Origin of the sequence: Psychromonas ossibalaenae ATCC BAA-1528 (genome assembly GCF_000381745.1) — a bacterium.
Taxonomy (GTDB): domain Bacteria; phylum Pseudomonadota; class Gammaproteobacteria; order Enterobacterales; family Psychromonadaceae; genus Psychromonas; species Psychromonas ossibalaenae.
In genome coordinates, this window is record NZ_KB906972.1 from 1 (window position 1) to 19279 (window position 19279).

The following is a 19279-nucleotide window of genomic DNA, read 5'->3' on the forward strand; positions in this document are numbered from 1 at the left end:
TTCAATATGCGAGTCATCAATATAGACGAATACTGCGGTTGCATGGATTTGTAGGCAGTATGAGTAAAAAAGGATGTTGCTGGGATAACGCAGTAGCAGAAAGTTTTTTCGGCAGTTTGAAACAGGAGCGTGTTCATTGGCGCAATTATCAAACGCGCTATGCAGCTCAGCAAGATGTTATGAATTACATCACGATGTGGTACAACTGCCAACGAATGCATTCATACCTTGATTATCGAAGCCCCAATGAATTTGAACGTATGGATAGACCGTTAAAAGAAGTAGCTTAACGAACTTAACTAGGGTGACCGAATTCAGTTGACCAGGTCACTAGATGATGGCTATCGCTCAGCCCTTTTAGAATCAGGGATTAAAATGCGCTAGCCGTGCAGTAAACATCAGATAGTGCTATTTATTAAAACTGTTTGAACGTTATTAAACTGTGACGGTGATGAATAAGTTTGCATCGTCAGTAAACATCAGATAGTGCTATTTATTAAAACGGCTTGAGCGCTATTAATTTAGTGATGGTGATGAGGATATTTGTATCCTCTGTCAATAACTAACAGCGTTTTAAGAAAACTGTTTGAGCGCTATTCAGCTGCTGATGTTGATTGTTATTCCGGATTTTTAATTAATTTTAGAAATAACTTTGTAGCCTCTTTAAACTGAGGCTCCATTTTTATCATCTGACTTTTTTTACTCATTTTTCCTACGGTTTTCATAGACGGGCGAAATATTAGCTTAAAGTGCTTGTCATCCTGCTCAACACAAAACTCATCTTCTGAAAATATTCCCTGCTTTTCAGGTGCATAGGCTTTAAAAAACTCAACCAGTTTCGCCATGCTTGGTCCTGAAACCGTATGCTGCGCTAAAGTCATACCTGCCGCATTGGAGATGATTATTTCAAAGGGATTCGAGCGGTAAGCTAACACAGAATATATTTTACGTAACTGAATCGAAGTCGGCTTCACGGCGGTATGAATTTTCCCATCAATGCAGAAACGCACTAGCTGTTCCCTAGCCATAAACGCGACCATATCGGTATCAATGATTGAGTGTTCCTGACCAAGAAAATCCGGCAGCAGTTTCAGAACGTCGAGGTGATTTTTACGTTTGAAACAGTTACTGCGGTCCAGATGTAATAAACGTCCGTCCGGCAGTATATAACCAGCCTCATTAATGTTATTGGTTAAACCAAGTACTTCAATTAGTTTATCTGTATCGTTTTCCGGGATCTGCGTATTATTGGATGCTGTATTCATGGTTCTCCCATTATGTATTAATGTGCAACGCTGATATCTGATAGCGGGATACAGCTGCAGGCAAGAATATAACCCTGCTCAATTTCTGAATCATTTAAACCTTCATTATTGAGGGTTATGACTTCACCTTCGAGCAGCTTGACTTTACAGCGTCCGCATTTACCGCCGCGGCAGGAATAGGGGATATCAATGCCGGCTTGTTCGGCCTGATCTAACAGCAGCTGCTGGTTATCACCACTGATTGTTATATCGGCTCCCTGATAATGTATCTCTACCGATTTTTTACTGCTGCTCTGTTCTTCAAGCTGTGAGCTGTAAAAAGGAGCACTTTGAGCGGCTATGACCTGGATTTCATCACCCGTACGGATCAAACCTTGATTCAGCGGGATCAGATTCTGCCCGAAATCTACATTACCCTGGTGATAGCGGAACTTTGCCAGAGTTGCCAGTGGTTCATTACTTTCAGCAAGACCGGTTTTGGGATCAACATTGGTAAACAAGCAGCGTGAACAAGGCTTGCTGATCTCAAATTCAACTTCTCCAATTTTTATGCGTGACCATGTATCTTCAACAAATGGAAAATCACCCTTGATAACAATGTTGGGACGAAAATGCAAAGCTGTTACCGGAGTTTCTAAGCGTGCGTTAAGCAGGTCAACGGAGGCCTGATTGATCAGCAGTAATGGATAACCGTCGGCGAATGAAACCTGTGTCTGTTTGTTTTTTATTAAACGTTTTGTTTGTTCTGCGAAATAGACTAACTGGCAGTCCAGTTTCAGATAGTCCGAAAACCATAAATCGTAATCACGATGGCAATGCAAAGCATTTACCTGATCTGACCAGACTTGTGTTTTTTTTATCTCTTGGCCAAAGTTATCTGGATTGATAGTGAGTGTCGGCATATCGGGGGCGTTTACCAGTAGAGTATTTTGTGAAAACTGTACCTCGATCTGCGTTAACTGCGGCTGGGTACGGCCGGTAATAAATTTGCCCTGCTTATCAACCAGCATATAGCGGCGGTCAAAACTTAATCCCTTTTCTTCAACCTGAGCCGCCGGTTGATTGATCGCTTTAATCGATTTGATCGGGTAAATGTATATATCGCTAAGTGTCTGCAAATCTTATTACCTTCCTGCTGTTATTCTTATTGAGTGCGTTCAGCTAAGTATCCTTGATAATCAGGAATACGGGTCTGGTAGCTGTTTTCCAGATGCACTGAATCCATAATGAAATCAGCGGTAGCAATATTAGTTGCCACAGGAATATTCCACACGGCGGCTAAGCGTAATAATGCTTTTACATCTGGATCATGCGGCACCGCGTTCATCGGATCCCAGAAAAAAATAAGTAAATCGATTTCACCTTCCGCTATTTTTGCTCCAAGCTGCTGATCACCTCCCATTGGACCTGAATACAGGCATTTGATAGGTAAACCTATTTTTTGAGATAATAATGAACCCGTTGTTCCGGTCGCATAAAGGTGATGTAGTTTTAAAATTTCACTGCGTCTTTCTGACCAGTTAAGCAGCTCTTGTTTCATATGATCGTGTGCAACGAGTGCAATACGTTTATGCTTAGGTAATTCTCGTGTTGTATAGTTCATTCTTATCCCTTTAATAATCTCACAGCCTGTTCTGACGGCCATACGACACAATAATATGCATTATTGCAGTAATAAGTAATGTGACCAAACACAGGCTTTCTGCCAGAGCTTCATCGCAAGCAGTATTGTTGTCATAAAATTTGCATAAATCAGTACACGTTGAGTTATAAACTGGTCATTATTTCAGCTTGAACTCTAATATCTGTTTACAGATCGCCCTGCTTAGTTCGGCATTTTCATATGCTTGACTTATAGTACTTGTAAAGTAAACAGTATCGGTTAAGCTTTACTGTCAGTAGTCTTTTATCTTGTTGTATTTGAGTGATAATCTCAAATATATTTTGTCCGGAGTTTTTATGAAAAACAGTGACCAGTTATCTCTTTATTTTGCGGATCAATTACCAACATTATTGATTGCTCACCCTACTTTTAAGTTTATCGGCTTAAAAATCAATCGGGAAGAAAATCAAACTGCCCTGCATTCGATTTATATTGAAAAAGAAGATGTTTCGGATGAGCTGCCTTTTCGAGCTTTGATTACTATTGCCGAGTGGAACAGTAAAAGTGAAGAAGAAGAGTTTTTTCTAGAGGCATTAACAGCAGAGCGTTTAATTGAAAAATTACAGCGTTTTGATGACATCGGCTCTTTTGTATTTTTCAAGATTCCTCGTTCAGTGACCATGGATACGGTAAATATGTATCCGCAGCCTATGTTCTGTAAATTATTTCCGGAACTGGGCGAGTTTGACCGGGATGCTTCTGCTCAGGAGTTACAAGTGCTTGAAAATAAGTCAGTTACACTGCTTTCTGGTCTGGAGCTGCGTTTAAAAGTAGAACAACAGTCAGAATAGGTATCTAAGTGTTTACTGATATCTGTCTGCTATATCAAGCTTAATAAAAAGGGCGTATTAATAATAATTAATACGCCCTTTTTGTTTATAGCAGATACGCATTAAGCGGAATAATGTTTATCACCGAACATCAGTTTGTACATTAACCAGATGCTTAGCAGCAGGGTTAATGTAATTGAAATAATGTTGGAACCAAGCTCGGGGTATAACGCGCCGTTCACAGCCGTATAGGAGAATATCCCAATAAAGAAGGCTGCCCAGGCTGGACGAATACTTAGTTCATTTTGCGTTTCTTTTATATAAATACTATAAAAATGGTTTACAGCAAAATACAGGGTAAGAAACGGAAAAATAGAAAACGGCAAAAGGGAGATTGTTAATATCGAAAAACAGGCGTTAACTGAAAGTCCGATCAAAAACGTATAAGCAAGCCATTTTAAAGAAATGCGGTTTTGATTCATGAAATGCTTCCTTAAAGAATGTTAGAGGGTGAATTTTGTTAATATTTAACCTTAAAAATAACATGATAATTGATATTTTTCCTATTTTATTTATAACTTTACCCGAAGCTTAAATTACTGCTGTGAGATTAGTCTTGCCTAGCGCACGATTTGTTAGCAGGGTGTGTGACAAATGCTAATGTATTGTTACTATTTCTTTTGTTTTTATATTCCGGTAGTTGAGTGTATGTTTCTTCATTAGAGGTAGTCATGTCCGAGCAGAAAAGTAAGAATATTAAACCTGAAACTTATGATTACGATGCGGTTGTTATCGGCTCCGGACCGGGAGGGGAAGGGGCCGCAATGAAGCTGGCAAAAGGCGGCCTGCGTGTTGCAGTAGTCGAAAAATATCATGATATCGGCGGCGGCTGTACGCACTGGGGAACAATTCCCTCAAAAGCGCTTCGCCATAGTGTCAGCCAGCTTATCGAGCTTAAACACAATGCCCTGTTTACTAATAATTACCCGCAAAAACAGTCATTCACTTTTGCTGATGTGCTGCGCCATACGGAGCAGGTTATCAGCAAGCAGGTAAGTATGCGCAGCGGTTTTTATAATCGTAATAACTGTTCATTACATTTTGGTGAAGCTTCTTTTGTCGATAATCACACTATAGCCGTTAAAAATAAAGACGGCAACACTGAGAAGTTTACTGCAGAAAATGTGATTATTGCAACCGGGTCCCGGCCTTATCATCCTGAGGATATTGATTTTTCAGATGCAAATATATACGACAGCGATACTATTCTGTCATTGGATTATCAGCCGCAGCATATTGTGATTTATGGAGCCGGCGTTATCGGCTCTGAGTATGCTTCTATTTTTAGAGGCTTAGGCGTTAAAACTGATTTAATTAATACGCAGAACCGTCTGCTGTCATTTCTGGATGATGAAATGTCCGATGCGATATCTTATCATTTTAGAAATTCAGGCATCATTCTTCGTCATGACGAGGCTTATAAGAAAATTGAAGCCGTTAAAAACGGAGTTGTCATTCATTTTAAGTCGGGTAAAAAAATGAAAGCTGACTGCTTGTTATTTGCAAACGGGCGAACCGGAAATACCGATAAACTAAACCTGCAGTCTGTAGGTTTAAGTCCTGACGGGCGTGGACAGCTGGCGGTAAATCCGCATTATCAGACCGATGTAAAGAATATTTATGCTATTGGTGATGTTATTGGTTATCCAAGTCTTGCAAGTGCCGCTTATGATCAGGGACGAATTGCCGCGCATGTCATTCTAACCCGTGAAGGTAAGAAAAAATTAATCAAAGACATTCCAACAGGGATTTTTACTATTCCAGAAATCAGTTCTGTGGGGAAAACTGAGCAGATGCTGACGCAGCAGCAGGTACCCTATGAGGTCGGGCGTGCGCAGTTTAAAGATCTGGCTCGTTCACAGATTTTAGGCTCTGAAGTAGGCAGTCTGAAGATTTTATTCCATAGAGAAACAAAAGAGATATTAGGTATTCACTGTTTTGGTGAGCGTGCGGCTGAAATTATTCATATCGGTCAGGCGATTATGGAGCAGAAGGGGCAGGCTAATACTATTGAGTATTTTGTAAATACCACTTTTAACTATCCCACCATGGCTGAGGCTTATCGCGTGGCCGCCTTGAATGGTTTGAACCGTTTGTTTTAAACCATCAGGCAGGGGATAAATTATTTATCCCCTGCCGTTAAAGCTGTCCATTGTTTAATGCTTTAAGTGTTAATAATAATGCGGAAATTCCCCGTGCTTCCTGAAAATCTTCTCTTGCTAATAATTCATCAACCTTATTTAAAGGCCACTTTATAACCTCAAGAGGCTCCGGTTCATCACCTTCTAACTTTTCTGGATAAAGGTCAAAAGCCATAAACAGCGTCATTTCACTATTAAAATAACTAGGGGCCATGCTTACTTTTTTCAGCTTGGTTAAGCGCTGTGCGCCAAACCCCACTTCTTCTTTCAATTCTCGGTTAGCGGCTGTCTCGGGTGTTTCGCCCGGGTCTATAAGACCTTTGGGAAAACCTAGTTCGTAGCTGTGTGTGCCGGCTGCATACTCGCGAATAAGCAGAAGGGTATCTTTATCGTAAAACGGAACAATTAATACCGCTCCCGGATGGCTGCCCTGCATCCGTTCAAATTCGCGCTGCTGACCGTTGCTGAACTTCAGCTGAATAGCTTCAATACTAAAAAAGCGGCTGCTGGCAATCAGGCTGCGCTTTAAAATTTGCGGTAATGTTGGTGATGACTGGCTCATGAATTTTTCTCCACACTGAAACAACCAGAGAACTGAAGTATCTCTTTCTAAGTTGTTTATCATGTTATCTTACAAGCAACTGTTCATTAATTATAATTTATCGAGGTTTTTTATGCATCTGCTCAGTGAAGTTGATACTGTCCTGCTGGATATGGACGGCACCCTGCTGGATTTACATTACGACAATCATTTCTGGTTGGAGTTTGTTCCCAGTCAGTATGCTCAGAAATTACAGATCCCCTTAGCTGAAGCAGAGAGCCATGTATTCGCTCAGTATGCGAAGGTATCTGGGCAATTAGACTGGTACTGCTATGATCACTGGAGTAAGACTTTCGGCTTAGATATCCATGAGCTGCAGCATAAAACTAAGCATAAAATTCAGGTTCGCAGTGATACATTATGGTTTTTAGAGCGTCTTCGTCAGCTTAATAAACGGGTTGTGATACTAACTAATGCACACCGCAGCGGTATTGATGTAAAAATGCAGGAAACGGGTATAAGCCGTTACTTTGATGAAATAGTTTCCAGCCATGACTATCAGGCTGCAAAAGAAGCCCCGCATTTCTGGTCGTCGGTTGAATCCGAGCTTAAGCTGGATCTGTCACGCTGTCTATTTATTGATGACAGTGAAAAAATATTAAAAGCGGCAGAGCAGGCTGGTGTTGCTTACCTGTGCGGTATTGCCACACCAGACAGCACTAAGGCAGCACAGAATATGCGGGATTTTAAGGTTATTAAACTGTTTTCCGAGCTGTTGTAGGGTATTAGGAAGAAAGATAAACTACCACTGTAAAACGGCAGTAGTTTATTTTTGTAAGATTACCTGCAGATATAGCTAAAAAATCTCGTCAGCTGAGGCGGGTTTATTATCTGTTTTTTCCTGGTCATCCAGTTCAAATAACGGTGGTTCAACGCTGCCTGCCTGATCGGTGTATTCAGTCGGTGTTGAGCCTGTATTAAAGTATTCAAAACGGGTTGTGTAATCTGTTTTGTAGGTTAATAAGCCCGTTGTACGGTCGATTCTGGCGGTAGAAATTTTATTCGGTCTAGCTGGTTTCTGCACTGGTTGTGAGAGGGCTGTTTCTTTCATAAAGTCGATCCATCCAGGTAATGCAGTCCTTCCTCCAAATTCACCGCCGGAAACCTGTTCTTTACCCAGGTTTGAATTCCAGCTTGCTTTACCTAGATTACGGTTAAAATTGTCAAATCCAAGCCAGAATGTGGCCGCGGTATTGCCCACATAACCCGAGAACCAAGCGTCTTTTGAATCATTAGTTGTTCCTGTTTTCCCTCCAATATCTCTTCGCTTCAGTGCATTGGCCGCACGCCAGCCGGTACCGTTCCAGCCTGTTTTATGCTGCCAGCTGCCGCCTCCCCAAACTGCAGTGTAGAGTAATTCTCGGGTTAAAAATGCGGTTTCTTCACTGATTGCAGGAACTGCAATCTGCTCTTCACTAATCGGTGAAATTGAACAGACTTCTCCCAGCCCGCTCTCCGCTGATGTCGATGGGATAAGCTGCTCGGATTGTGCCTGCTGCTCATAAAGTTTTTTACAGTCTCGACAGACAGTTTTCGGCGCCGCCTGATATATTACGGTTCCGTAGGAGTCTTCAATGCGTTCAATAAGATAAGGTTCTATTTTATAACCGCCGTTAGCGATGACGGCATATCCAGTCGCTACTTCTAATGGTGAAGCTGATGCAGAGCCTAAGGCGATTGTATTATTTCTCGGTATATCCTCTTTATTAAAACCAAATTTTTCAAGCTGGTTGATAATTTTAGAGAAACCAAGATCCTGCACTAAACGCACTGATACAACATTTTTAGACTGCCCGAGTGCTCGTCTTAATCGGATTGGACCGTCATAGACCGGTGGTGAATTTTTGGGGCGCCATGCAGCACTGCCGCTCCATTGATTAATTGGTGCATCATTAACCAGTGTTGCCAGCGTGTAACCATTATCTAGTGCCGCTGAATAAATAAAGGGTTTAATATTTGATCCGACCTGCCGTTTTGCTTGAGTAACACGGTTAAATTTACTCTGTACAAAACTAAAACCTCCAACCATTGATGTGATGGCTCCATCCTGCGGATTCAAGGACACGAATGCCGCGCTTGCATCAGGGTATTGAGATAATTCTAAAATTTGCTCGACCTGACGCACCCATATCTGCTCTCCTGCAGAAACAATTTCCGCGGCAGTCTTAGGCGGCTTTCCCTGCCTGGAATCTGTTTTGAACGGGCGCGCCCATTTCAGGCCGTCCCAGCCGATGGTCTGTATTTCAGTGCCGGAATCTTTACTGATCACTTGAATCGATTTATCATCAACCTGCATAACAACTGCCGGCTGCAGGTCGGAAAAACTAGGTTCCTTTTTCAGGCGCGCTGCAATATCTTCAACTGACCAGTTTTCATCCTGTGCCTGCCATAACACCTTTTTGGCACCTCGATAACCATGGCGTTTATCATATTCTAGCAGGTTTTTTATTACCGCTTGGTTGGCGGCTTCCTGAGTTTTTTTGTTAATGGTTGTGTAAACGCGAAAGCCGTCGTTATAGCTTCGCTGCTCGCCGTATAGTTCTACCAGTTTATTACGCGCTACCTCTGCAACATAATGAGCAGACAGGGTGATCTTTGCACCATGATATTTTCCTGTAATCGGGCTCTGCGCCGCTTGATCAAATTCTGCCTGGGTTATATATTTTTCATCGAGCATGCGCGACAAAACGATATTACGGCGTTTTCTGGCATTGTCAGGAGAATAGATCGGATTTAAGCGGGACGGGGCTTTTGGTAAACCAGCAAGTACTGCCATTTGCGGCAGGGTTAATTCCGATACTGATTTTCCATAATAGACTTGAGCGGCTGCACCAACGCCGTATGAACGCTGTCCTAAGGATATTTTATTGAGATAAAGCATCAGAATTTCGTCTTTAGTCAGAATTTGTTCAATCTGAATTGCGATAAATATCTCTTTAATTTTGCGGATGAACGTTTTTTCCCGGGTTAAAAAGAAATTACGTGCCACCTGCTGTGTAATAGTACTTGCTCCCTGTCTGGCCTGACCTGTTGAAGCGTAAACCATAGCTGCACGGACGATACCGATCGGATCAATACCGAAATGCTGATAATAGCGGCTGTCTTCGGTTGCTAAAAAGGCATGGATCAACTGCTCTGGTAGGTCTTTTCTGGTCAGGGGAATACGTTTCTTTTCACCGTACTGAGAGAGCAGTTCGCCGTCAAGGCTGAACACCTGCATTGGTACCTGCAGCTGGATATCCTGAATCGACGCAACATCCGGTAAGTCTGCTTTAACATGATAATAAATAACAACTATTGCTCCAATGCCCGTCAGGGTAAAAAAAGCAGAAACCAAGAAAAATCGTTTCATCCATTTTATCATTTTAGATATACCTTAAACATTTCTTACAAATAGTTGATTTAAATTGATATTATTGTTTGTCATGCCATAGTATATAGTGATATTTAGGGAGTTAAAGAGGGAAGTGTGACTTATCGCCTTGTAGTTAGCGATTTTAGTCTTATTATTAATCCATAAAGTGTTCTCTCTTTTCAAATAATTATGGCAAGGATGTTATGTTTTCAGGTCTTAAAAAAACAAATCAGAATGCGCTGATCGGCATTGATTTCGGTTCAAATTCAATTAAAGCGATTGCTCTTTCTAAGGGCAGGGGAACTTTTCAAATTGATGCTGTCGCTGAAGCGCCAATTGCAAAGGGTCTAATTGTTGATAATCACTTTGAAGATATTACAAAGTTAAGCCAGGTTATTAAGCAGTTACGGAAAAACTTCCCCACTTCATATCAAAATGTCGCCATCGCGGTAACCGGCGCCGACGTTATTACTAAAGTTATGTCGATGAATGCTGATTTAAGTGAGATTGACTTAGAAGCCCAGGTTGAGCTTGAAGCTGAAAACAGTATTCCGTTTCCGCTTGATGAAATCTTTCTAGATTTTGAAGTTTTGGGGCCGAATGCATCGAATAAAGAATTGAATGATGTGCTGGTAAGCGCTGCTCGTCGGGAAACGGTTATATCACAGGTTGATTGTGTGGAAGATGCCGGCTTAAAGGTAAAAGTTGTGGATGTGGCCAGCCATGCTCAGGCAAGAGCGTGCGAGCTTTTGTTTGAACGGGATGATTTTGATAAAGGCATTGCATTCATTGATATCGGTGCGTCACAAATGATGCTGAATATTATGCATCAGGGTAATGTTATTTTTTCTCGTTCTAAGAATCATGGCGGTGCTGTCTGTACGCAGATGATGGCGGATCATTACGGAATGAGTTTTAGTGAAGCTGAAAAAGTAAAAGTTGAGCATAGCTGGCCTGTTGACTGCGATATTGATGTTGTTGCCCCGTTTATCAATATGACGGTTAATCATTTACGTTTTGATCTGCGCATGTTTACCAATACGCCCAACAATATTCAGATTGATAAAATTATACTGACCGGGGGCTGCCAGTTAATGCCGGAGCTGGTAAAGCAGTTAGAAGAAGAATTGGACTTAAAAGTTGAAATAGCGAGTCCATTTCCTGGTTTTGAATATAAAAATGAATCGGATAAGGTGCTGCTTCAGAAAGCTGGTGCCAAATATATGCTGGCATTAGGTCTGGCATTAAGAGGGGTTCAATAATGTCTAATATTAACTTATTACCCTGGCGTGATGATTTTAAAAAGAAAAAGAAACATGCCTTTTTTGTCATTTTAATTATTACTTCGATTGTTGTACTGGCGCTTTCTTATGCCGGAAAAATGTATGTTGACGAATTAATCGGGGCACAAAATGAGCGTAACCAGTTTCTGCAGACTCAGACCATTATTTTAGACCGCCGAATTGCTGAGATTAATAAAATAAAAAAAGAAAAAGCGGAACTGGAGAGCCGTATTAACGTCATTCAGAAATTAGAAGAAAAGCGTAATTCAGCAACTCGTCTGTTTAATACATTAGTGGATGTAGTTCCTGCGGGCATTTATTTAAAGTCCGCTTCATTTGCTAATGAACAGGTTGACGTAAAAGGCATGAGTGAATCAAATAACCGTTTAGCAAAAATGATGAGGAATATCGACGGTTCAGGGTGGCTGGGGGATTCATATATCAGCTCTATTGTTGCCGGGCCAAGCAAGCCGATTAAGTTAAGTAATTTTGCAATGAAATTTGTTGTTGTTCCTGAAACTAAAGGGGAAAAATAATGGATTTAAATGAGTTAGATTTTGAGAATTTAGGCAGCTGGCCGAAACTTTATCGCGGAATTTTTATTGTTATTGTTTGCGCAATAATAAGCGGCGCTTTCTTCTACTATGTGACTATCCCGCAGTTAGATAAATTAGAGGTTGTCAAAGCCAAGGAAGTTACCCTTAAAAATGAGTTTAAAGTGAAAGCCGCATTGTCTGCTAATTTAGAGGCATACCGTGCTCAAATGGTTGAAATAAATATCATTTTTGAAGGGTTGTTAAATAAACTGCCGAGTAAAAAAGAAGTTGCCAGCCTGCTTGATGATATTAGTTTTATCGGTGCTGATAATGGTTTGCAGTTTAAGAGTATTAACTGGGGAGTTGTAAAAAACCAGAAGCTTTCTGTTGAAGTACCCATCAGTATTCAGGTTGTAGGTTCTTATCAGGAACTTGGACGCTTTGCTGCTGATATTGCTGCTTTACCACGTATTGTAATACTGGACAATATGCGTTTAACAAAAGGCAATAATGACTCTTTAGTATTAAATGTTGTTGCTAAAACATATCGTTATAAGGGAGGCAAATAATGAGAATTGTTATTATCTTACTTATGAGTTTTCCTCTTTTATCATGCGTGGAAGCTGATGTTAATGATTTAAGTGCCTTTGTTGTTGAGGCAAAATCAAAAGTGTATCCAATTAATGATAAAGTGCCGGCATTAAAGAAAATTGAAGCGTTAGAGTTTACCCAGGAAAAAGGGCGTAATCCGTTTGTTGAACCTAAAGCAGAAGTTGCCGCCCCAACCAAAAATGCTCCTAAAAGTTGTCCGCAGCCTAATTTTAAGCGCAAGAAACAAGCGCTGGAGATGTATTCACTTGGTAATTTAGTGATGCGCGGTACATTGTTTATGAATGATGAATTATGGGCTCTGGTACAGGTTTCCGGTGGTGAAATACATAAAGTCAGGCCTGGATATTACCTAGGGCTAAATCACGGTAAAGTGTTAAAAATAACCAAAAATGAAATTGAATTATTAGAGTTAGCCTCAGACAGAGACGGCTGTTGGCAGGAGCGGATTACACAGATTACGCTGCAGTCTGAATGATCTTAAAGCAGGGATGAAATAAAATCATGAAAATACAAAACTTAAAAGCATTACTAAGTCCACTTTGGTTGTTATTTATATTGTTAAGTGCACCAGTGGCGCAGGCTGAATCACAGCTCATTAAGTTGAATGTGAATCCACTCATTGATGGAAAATTTGAACTGAAGTTTGAATTTAATGAAGCAGTCAGTCGCTATGAGGATAAGCTTCATTACCGGCCTAACCAGCTGGTTATCGACGTTGAAGAGGCCAGCTCTGTTTTGAAGTTAAACCCGATTCAGATTGATAAAAATGGAGTTAACAATGTTGAGGCTAAGCGTACAACCGACGGCCTGCGGTTGATTATTGCACTGGATACCTTAATGCCCTACCGGGTTGTTCAGGAAGACAAGCACCTGTTAGTGCGTTTCGGTGATGCATCTTCACCAATTATGGATGAAAGCGACACTGAAACAGCTATTGCTGAGGCGTTGAAGCAGGATGGAGGCAGTCAGGCAGCCGCTGTCTCTCTAGTTAATCAGATAGCTGAACAGAAAGCTGCATCAGTGGTATCTGAAGAAACTCCGAAAGGTTATGTAAACAGTATTAAATCAATTGATTTTAAACGTGGCTCTGAAGGTCAGGGCAAGCTGCTTGTATATCTTGACAATTCCAGTGTTGCTGTCGATATCCGCCGTAGAGATCAACAGCTGATTGCTGAATTCCAAAGTACCCATATCCCTAGTGATTTCCTGTACATTATGGATGTCGTTGATTTTGCTACAGTAGTGGAAAAAGTTGAAACCTTTAAAGAAGACGGAAAAACACGTTTTGTTTTTGATATAAAAGATGAATATAACTATCGCTATGATCAGCTGGATACCCTGTTTATGATTGAGGTATCGGAGAAACCGCAAGATCAAAAAGAAAGTGTGTATCAGGGGAAAGCTATATCTTTAAATTTTCAGGATATTCCTGTGCGTACTGTTCTACAGTTAATTGCTGATTTTAACGGTTTTAACCTGGTTATCACAGACTCTGTAAGCGGTAACATCACATTACGTTTAGATGATGTTCCCTGGGAGCAGGCTCTGGATATTATCCTAAAGGTAAAAGGACTTGGTAAGCGCATGGATGGTAACGTTCTGATGATTGCTCCAGCGGTTGAATTAGCGGCCAAGGAACGAGAGCAGTTAGAAACAGAAAAAGAAGTTGCTGAATTGTCGCCGCTTTATGCTGAGTTTATTCAAATTAATTATGCCAAAGCAGCTGATATTTCTGCAATGTTATCAAGTGGTAACGCAAGTCTGTTGTCTGCACGAGGCTCGGTAAGCATAGACTCTAGAACAAATACCCTGCTGGTAAAAGATACCGTTAGTGTCATCGATGCGGTAAAAGATATGATTGAAGTCTTAGATATTCCGGTGCGCCAGGTTGTGATTGAAGCCCGTATGGTAACCGTGAATGACAGTGTTGGTGAAGAACTAGGGATCAAATGGGGTGTGACAAGATCAACTACTACTGATGGCGGCACTTCGATTGGAACTTCGGGTACTATTGATGGTATCGGAAACAGCGGAACTGCTGCAGATCGCCTTAATGTAAATTTGCCGGTCGCAGGCGCTCCTTCGATTGCTTTCCAGGTTGCAAAATTAGCCAACGGTCAAATACTGGACTTGGAGCTTTCAGCATTAGAGAAAGAGAATAAAGCTGAAATTATTGCTAGTCCGCGTATCACTACGGCAAACCAGCAGACCGCGTATATTGAACAGGGTACTGAAATTCCTTACGTAGAGTCTGCATCGTCAGGTGCGACTTCGGTGAGCTTTAAAAAAGCAGTATTAAGTTTAAATGTAACACCGCAGATAACACCTGACAATAAAGTGATTCTGGATCTGGTTATTACTCAGGATTCAAAGGGCGAGGTTATTCCTACCGGAATCGGGCAGGCCGTTTCAATTAATACCCAGGAGATTGGTACGCAGGTCTTAGTTGAAAATGGCGAAACACTAGTTTTAGGTGGTATTTATCAGCAGCGTATCACTAATACGGTCAGCAAAGTACCTGTTTTAGGTGATATTCCATATGTAGGATTTCTCTTCAGGAATACTCTTGAAGAAAATGCAAAATCCGAGCTGCTTATATTTGTAACACCACGGATAGTGATGCAGACTAAATATTAATCAGCTTAAACTCAGCTGCTTATATACATAGGAAAATAAGCTCGAAGCTAATCTTCGGGCTTATTTTTTTTTATACGCTTGCAATAACTTATTAACAATTGCGATAATGTACGGCACTTCTTTTTTTATAAAAGGGTTTTCCATTAATCAATCACTTGAGTAGTAATTCACCATGGCAGAACAACGTAATATTTTCTTAATTGGCCCTATGGGGGCTGGTAAGAGCACAATCGGTCGTCATTTAGCACAAATGCTGCACCTTAACTTTCATGATTCAGATGCTGAAATAGAGAAAAAAACCGGTGCGGATATCGCATGGGTTTTTGATGTTGAAGGTGAAGAGGGGTTCCGTAATCGTGAACGGGATATGATTGACGAGTTAACACAGAATCACGGTATTGTTTTAGCTACCGGCGGCGGCGCGGTGCTGCGTTCCGAAAATAGAACACATTTGTCTGCACGAGGCATTGTTGTCTACTTAAAAACAAGTGTTAACAAACAGTTAGCGCGTACTCTGAAAGACAAGCGTCGTCCGTTATTACAAACGGAAGATCCCCGAACTGTACTTGAAGCTTTAGCTGAAAAACGCAATGAGCTGTATGACGAAGTTGCAGATTATACTATCGAAACTGATGAGCAAAGTGCTAAAGTCGTTGCAAGTCAGATTATTGCACTATTGGATTTCTAATGGATAAATTAATTGTTGATTTAGGTGAGCGTAGTTACCCGATCTCTATCGGAGAAAACCTGCTTGAGCAGCCTGAGCTGTTTAGCAGTGCTATTAGCGGTAAAAAAGTAATGATTGTAAGCAATGATGTCGTTGCGCCGCTTTATCTGCAGGCATGTAAAGAGACATTAAAAGATTTCCAGATAGATGAAATAATTTTACCTGACGGTGAAAAGTTTAAGAATATAGAGACCTTTGAATCAATTTTAAGTGCTTTACTGGCTAAAAAACACGCTCGCGATACAACCATTGTTGCGCTTGGTGGTGGTGTTATCGGAGATATGGCTGGGTTTGCAGCCGCCTGTTATCAGCGTGGAGTTCCGTTTATCCAGGTGCCTACAACTGTTTTATCACAGGTTGATTCTTCGGTTGGTGGAAAAACAGCGGTCAACCACCCCCTTGGTAAAAATATGATCGGTGCCTTTTACCAGCCAAAAGCAGTTATTATTGATATTAACTGTATTAAAACACTACCTGAGCGTGAGTTTGCCGCTGGTATGGCTGAAGTCATTAAATACGGCATTATCTACGATTCCGCCTTTTTTTCCTGGTTAGAAACAAATGTCGAAGCGATTAAAGCGCAGCAGCCGCAGGCTCTTATTTATATGATTAAACGCTGTTGTGAAATTAAAGCGGAAGTTGTTGCTCAGGATGAAAAAGAGCACGGTATTCGCGCGTTACTTAATCTTGGTCATACATTCGGTCATGCTATCGAAGCTGAGCAGGGGTATGGCAACTGGCTGCATGGCGAAGCGGTTGCTGCCGGTATGGTTTTGGCTGGCAAAACAGCATTAATACTTGGTCTAATTGATCGTCCCCAAGTTGAACAGATTATGCGCTTGATTAAGCAGTTTGATTTACCGTTAAGTGCACCAGAAAGCATGGACTACGAACATTTTGCTGAACATATGCAGCTGGATAAGAAAGTACAGGATGGAAAACTCCGCCTGGTATTACCAACTTCGATTGGCACAAGCGAATTAATTAGTAATGTCAGTGAAGCAGTGCTTCGTAGTGTTATAGAACACTAAAGTCATGGTCGAGCGCACACAAATATCTATTATTTCTCAATTGCAGCTGCTCGACCGACTGCAGCATCTCATTTATTTGTCTTCTTCTTTAATCTTTGTTTCCGGAGAAAAAGGAAGCGGTAAAAGTACGCTTGCCCAACTGCTTTCAAATAAGCTTCCGAATAATATTCAGCAAGTTTATGTGCAGTTAGCTGAGTCACTGTCAGATTCACAAATCAGACAGCAGATATTATCGCAATTATACGAACAGCCGCTATTTAATCCTTTGGATGACCTGTTCACCTCCATGTCGTTACTGCAGGAAAAACATAATAGTGATGCTGCGCGTTTAATTATGCTGGACAATGCGCATTTAGTTTCTTTTGAACTGTTAACTGAGTTGTTACAGGTTATTTCACAAAAAGAGCAGTTTGGCGAAAATGAGGTTAATATCTTATTTCTTGCTGATGCTTTTAGCAATCAGCAGATGATGACCTTAATCAACCAGGCTGAGCAGAAACAATTACAAAAGTCCGCCTGTCTGGAGTTTAAATTAGAGCCTCTAGGTAGAGGTGAGTCAACCGCCTTATTAAACCATATCTTTAAACAGTCCAGCTATAAACCGCAAATTGAACACCAGGATGCTTTATCAAAGCAGTTAGGCGCCTGTTTAGGCTCTCCTCAGAAAATAATTCAATTAGCGGAAAAAATAATTGCAGGGACATTAGAAAATAGTGAACCCTCCTGGCTGAAAGCACGATTACCAGCTGTTTTATTAATGCTGTTGATGCTCCTTATTGTCGGCGCTCTTGGCACCTATCTATATCCGTCTTTTATAACTTCAACCTCTCCGGAAGTTGATCTTGAAGTGGTTATCGAAATTGAGAGTGAGCTGCTGGATGAAATTACTGATTCAGGCATTACCGCTGGTCAGGAAGTATCAGCACCAGCTGCTGAAGCTGAGGTGCTGGCAGGCAGCTGGCAGGGCTCTGAAAAAAAACAGATAGAAGGCAGTCGTCTGCTGGTGGGTGAGAGTGATCAAACAGATAAACGGGTGGTCATATCAGAGCAGCAGATATCAGCCCTGCCTGATGTTAAAGCCGCCTCTTCTGTAAATAAACAGGAGGATTTCAGCATAGAACAGCTTGAAATAACTCAACAAAAGGAGCAGGCAGTTAGTGAAAACAACGGATTAAGCACGGTAGAACAAGATGCTGAGCTTATACTGCCAGTCGCCGCCCCTGTAGAAGAGCAAAGTGTTTTAAGCAGTGCAGTCGCCACGACCGATGCAAATGAGCCCATTGACATGCAGTTCAATAGTGAAGCTGTTGTAGAAGAAGCTATAAAGATTAAGGTGGAAGCGTTAGTTCCTGTGGCTGCCGAGACTGCTCCGGTAAAGAAACGTGATGCAGTCAAGAAGCCAGATGAACACTCGTTTTTTACTGCTAAAGAGATATTATTTGCTGTAAAGCCGTCTTTATACACCTTGCAGCTCTCAGGTATGAGCTCAGAATTAACTCTGCAGCGCTTTATATCTAAGCATCAGCTGCCGCTAGAAGGTGTTTATCTGTATCAGACGATACGTAATAAAAAGCCTTGGTATGTAGTGATTTTCGGACAGTATAAAAGCTTGGAAGCAGCTAGAACGGCAGGTAAAAAGCTGCCGGGGTCACTGGCTGATATGGACAGCTGGGCCAAAAAATATCAATCTGTACAACAGGATTTACGTTTAAATAATGAATAAAAAGAATAGAGCATTTCTGAAATGGGCTGGCGGAAAATTTACCCTGACAGAACAGATCAATCAGCGTTTACCTAAAGGAGGGCGTTTAATTGAACCTTTTGTCGGTGCGGGATCGGTTTTTTTAAATAGTGATTTTGATGAATATCTGCTTAATGATATTAACCCTGACTTGATTGAAATGTATAAAATTATCAAACGTAAACCTAAACAGTTTATCCATGATGCTAAATACTATTTCCAAGATAAGTTTAATGATGAGGCTATCTATTATCAGCTGCGGACGGAGTTTAATGCCTGCAGTGATGTCTATCAGCGATCTTTATTGTTTTTGTATATGAACCGTCATGGTTATAACGGTTTATGCCGTTATAACAAAAGTGGTGGTTTTAATGTCCCGTTCGGACGTTATAAAAAACCTTACTTTCCAGAAAAGGAGCTGCTGTTTTTTGCTGAAAAAGCCAAAAAAGCGACTTTTATCTGCAAACCTTATCAGAAGTTATTCCAGTATTTACGTGATGATGATGTTTTGTATTGTGATCCCCCTTACGTACCGCTGAGTAAAAGTGCTTCATTCACCAGCTATGCAAGTAGTGGTTTTACTTTAGATGATCAGGCTAATCTTGCTAAATTAGCAAGGGAGTCAAAATGCAGTGTACTGTTGAGTAATCATGATACGACGCTGACTCAGGAGTTATATCGGGATGCGCTTTGTGACAAAGTGCAGGTTTCGCGTACCATCAGCAGTAAATCATCCACTCGCCAGCCTGTCGGAGAGTTATTTGCGCTGTTTGCTGCGCAAACTCCTGAAAATAAAAAATAGTCTGTTGGCTTTTGCTTCGGTAGAATAAGCACTCACTTTACATACTGGAAGCAAA

The 19279-nt window shown here is 41.1% G+C and carries 19 protein-coding genes; 13 read left to right on the plus strand and 6 right to left on the minus strand.

The window, feature by feature from the left end; translation table 11 throughout:
• The coding region (locus G327_RS0104300; protein WP_157600985.1) for an IS3 family transposase at positions 1-290 on the plus strand (290 nt) is incomplete at its 5' end.
• 327 nt (positions 291-617) lie between these two features.
• Here the strand turns inward: G327_RS0104300 and G327_RS0104305 are convergent.
• Genes G327_RS0104305 through G327_RS0104315 form a run of 3 tightly spaced genes read right to left on the minus strand, consistent with a single transcriptional unit; the run spans position 618 to position 2868 of the window.
• Complete coding sequence (locus G327_RS0104305) at positions 618-1265, minus strand: hypothetical protein (protein ID WP_019613534.1); 648 nt, start codon at positions 1263-1265, stop codon at positions 618-620.
• 17 nt (positions 1266-1282) lie between these two features.
• Positions 1283-2383 carry a YcbX family protein gene (locus tag G327_RS0104310; protein WP_019613535.1) on the minus strand — a complete coding sequence of 367 codons (1101 nt, stop codon included), beginning with the start codon at positions 2381-2383 and terminating at the stop codon, positions 1283-1285.
• Positions 2384-2409: 26 nt separating this feature from the next.
• Complete coding sequence (locus G327_RS0104315; RefSeq protein WP_019613536.1) at positions 2410-2868, minus strand: methylglyoxal synthase; 459 nt, start codon at positions 2866-2868, stop codon at positions 2410-2412.
• Positions 2869-3224: 356 nt separating this feature from the next.
• Between G327_RS0104315 and G327_RS0104320 the strand changes: the two genes are divergently transcribed.
• Positions 3225-3719: a hypothetical protein gene (locus G327_RS0104320; protein WP_019613537.1), complete on the plus strand. Its 495-nt coding sequence runs from the start codon at positions 3225-3227 to the stop codon at positions 3717-3719.
• A 101-nt stretch (positions 3720-3820) separates the two neighbouring features.
• Here the strand turns inward: G327_RS0104320 and G327_RS0104325 are convergent, their stop codons facing one another.
• Positions 3821-4180, minus strand: coding sequence for a DUF1422 family protein (locus tag G327_RS0104325; protein WP_019613538.1), 360 nt, complete (start codon positions 4178-4180; stop codon positions 3821-3823).
• Between the two features lie 249 nt (positions 4181-4429).
• On the opposite strand from G327_RS0104325, the gene sthA reads away from it, so the two are divergent.
• Complete coding sequence (gene sthA, locus G327_RS0104330; protein ID WP_019613539.1) at positions 4430-5860, plus strand: Si-specific NAD(P)(+) transhydrogenase; 1431 nt, start codon at positions 4430-4432, stop codon at positions 5858-5860.
• A 37-nt stretch (positions 5861-5897) separates the two neighbouring features.
• On the opposite strand, the gene nudE is transcribed toward sthA, so the two are convergent.
• Positions 5898-6461, minus strand: coding sequence for an ADP compounds hydrolase NudE (nudE, locus tag G327_RS0104335; RefSeq protein WP_019613540.1), 564 nt, complete (start codon positions 6459-6461; stop codon positions 5898-5900).
• A gap of 112 nt (positions 6462-6573) precedes the next feature.
• On the opposite strand from nudE, the gene yrfG reads away from it, so the two are divergent.
• Positions 6574-7221 (plus strand): GMP/IMP nucleotidase, encoded by a 648-nt coding sequence (yrfG, locus tag G327_RS0104340; RefSeq protein ID WP_019613541.1) that lies wholly within the window; start codon positions 6574-6576, stop codon positions 7219-7221.
• Positions 7222-7296: 75 nt separating this feature from the next.
• Here the strand turns inward: yrfG and G327_RS0104345 are convergent, their stop codons facing one another.
• Positions 7297-9864, minus strand: coding sequence for a penicillin-binding protein 1A (locus tag G327_RS0104345; RefSeq protein WP_019613542.1), 2568 nt, complete (start codon positions 9862-9864; stop codon positions 7297-7299).
• A gap of 194 nt (positions 9865-10058) precedes the next feature.
• On the opposite strand from G327_RS0104345, the gene G327_RS0104350 reads away from it, so the two are divergent.
• The 9 genes from G327_RS0104350 to G327_RS0104395 all read left to right on the plus strand — a co-directional run bounded on the left by G327_RS0104350 (position 10059) and on the right by G327_RS0104395 (position 19224).
• Positions 10059-11117, plus strand: a complete 1059-nt coding sequence (locus G327_RS0104350; protein WP_019613543.1) for a pilus assembly protein PilM — start codon at positions 10059-10061, stop codon at positions 11115-11117.
• Positions 11117-11674, plus strand: a complete 558-nt coding sequence (locus G327_RS0104355) for a PilN domain-containing protein (protein WP_019613544.1) — start codon at positions 11117-11119, stop codon at positions 11672-11674. The genes G327_RS0104350 and G327_RS0104355 overlap by 1 nt, the downstream gene beginning before the upstream one ends.
• Complete coding sequence (locus G327_RS0104360) at positions 11674-12243, plus strand: type IV pilus inner membrane component PilO (protein ID WP_019613545.1); 570 nt, start codon at positions 11674-11676, stop codon at positions 12241-12243. Before G327_RS0104355 ends, G327_RS0104360 begins: the two co-directional genes overlap by 1 nt.
• Positions 12243-12761: a pilus assembly protein PilP gene (locus G327_RS0104365; protein WP_019613546.1), complete on the plus strand. Its 519-nt coding sequence runs from the start codon at positions 12243-12245 to the stop codon at positions 12759-12761. The genes G327_RS0104360 and G327_RS0104365 overlap by 1 nt, the downstream gene beginning before the upstream one ends.
• 26 nt (positions 12762-12787) lie before the next feature.
• The gene (locus tag G327_RS0104370; protein WP_019613547.1) at positions 12788-14923 is read left to right on the plus strand and encodes a type IV pilus secretin PilQ; all 2136 of its coding nucleotides are present in this window, start codon (positions 12788-12790) and stop codon (positions 14921-14923) included.
• A gap of 172 nt (positions 14924-15095) precedes the next feature.
• Positions 15096-15611: a shikimate kinase AroK gene (gene aroK / locus G327_RS0104380; RefSeq protein WP_019613548.1), complete on the plus strand. Its 516-nt coding sequence runs from the start codon at positions 15096-15098 to the stop codon at positions 15609-15611.
• On the plus strand, positions 15611-16681 hold the full coding sequence (gene aroB / locus G327_RS0104385; protein ID WP_019613549.1) for a 3-dehydroquinate synthase: 1071 nt from the start codon (positions 15611-15613) through the stop codon (positions 16679-16681). The genes aroK and aroB overlap by 1 nt, the downstream gene beginning before the upstream one ends.
• A gap of 76 nt (positions 16682-16757) precedes the next feature.
• Positions 16758-18404, plus strand: coding sequence for an AAA family ATPase (locus tag G327_RS0104390; protein WP_211217206.1), 1647 nt, complete (start codon positions 16758-16760; stop codon positions 18402-18404).
• Positions 18397-19224 (plus strand): Dam family site-specific DNA-(adenine-N6)-methyltransferase, encoded by an 828-nt coding sequence (locus tag G327_RS0104395; RefSeq protein WP_019613551.1) that lies wholly within the window; start codon positions 18397-18399, stop codon positions 19222-19224. Before G327_RS0104390 ends, G327_RS0104395 begins: the two co-directional genes overlap by 8 nt.
• Positions 19225-19279: the final 55 nt, after the last annotated feature.